The sequence below is a fragment of the Pseudoalteromonas sp. GW168-MNA-CIBAN-0100 genome (assembly GCF_040309225.1).
GTDB classification, from domain to species: domain Bacteria; phylum Pseudomonadota; class Gammaproteobacteria; order Enterobacterales; family Alteromonadaceae; genus Pseudoalteromonas; species Pseudoalteromonas arctica.
The window spans coordinates 1-748 of sequence record NZ_JBEOOL010000072.1; the positions used below are offsets into that span (position 1 = coordinate 1).

At 46.0% G+C, this 748-nt stretch carries 1 protein-coding gene; it reads left to right on the forward strand.

What is annotated here, in order from left to right:
- Positions 1–585: IS66 family transposase (tnpC, locus tag AAEY62_RS20040; protein WP_350635906.1), on the forward strand; the 585-nt coding region annotated here is incomplete at its 5' end.
- Positions 586–748: the final 163 nt, after the last annotated feature.

Genomic DNA, 748 nt, shown 5'->3' on the forward strand with positions numbered 1-748 from the left:
CAAGCCTATGCCAGAACAGAGGCAACCTTAATCGGCTGCTGGGCGCATGCTCGTCGTAAATTTATCGACGCGAAAAAGCTACAAGGTAAAAACAAAACCGGCAAAGTGGATGTGGTATTGAGCCTTATCCAAAAACTGTACGGCGTTGAGTCACGCATCAAAGATAAAAGTGTGGATGACAAATATACGGCAAGACAAGAGGTTAGCCTGCCTATTCTTAGCAAGCTAAAAATATGGCTTGAGCAGGATCAGCCAAATTTAGTGGGGAACAGCAAACTGATAGAGGCAGCTAATTACCTGGCAAATCAATGGCACAAGCTCATACGCTATGTTGATGAAGGCCGACTTAGCATCGATAATAATAGAGCAGAACGCGCGGTAAAACCGTTTGTGATAGGCCGAAAGAATTGGTTATTTAGCCAAACGGCTAACGGTGCCCATGCTAGTGCCACCCTTTACAGCATTGTGGAAACCGCCAAGATAAATGGTCTAATCCCATTTAATTACATCTGTGCTTGCCTTGATGAACTGTGCCAGCCTGAGCCCGATATCGACAGCTTGTTACCCTGGAATTTTAAAACATAGGTGTAGTTCGCTAGACGCTCACTAATAAATAGCCAAAAGCCCATGCGAATTCAGTAGTGGCCGCTCCTGCACATCCTGTGCTCTACGGCATTTGTATTCCTTTATATCAAACAAAACAGCTCGAAGGCGAACCACGCGGAAGGCCGCCCCGACACAAAGAGAG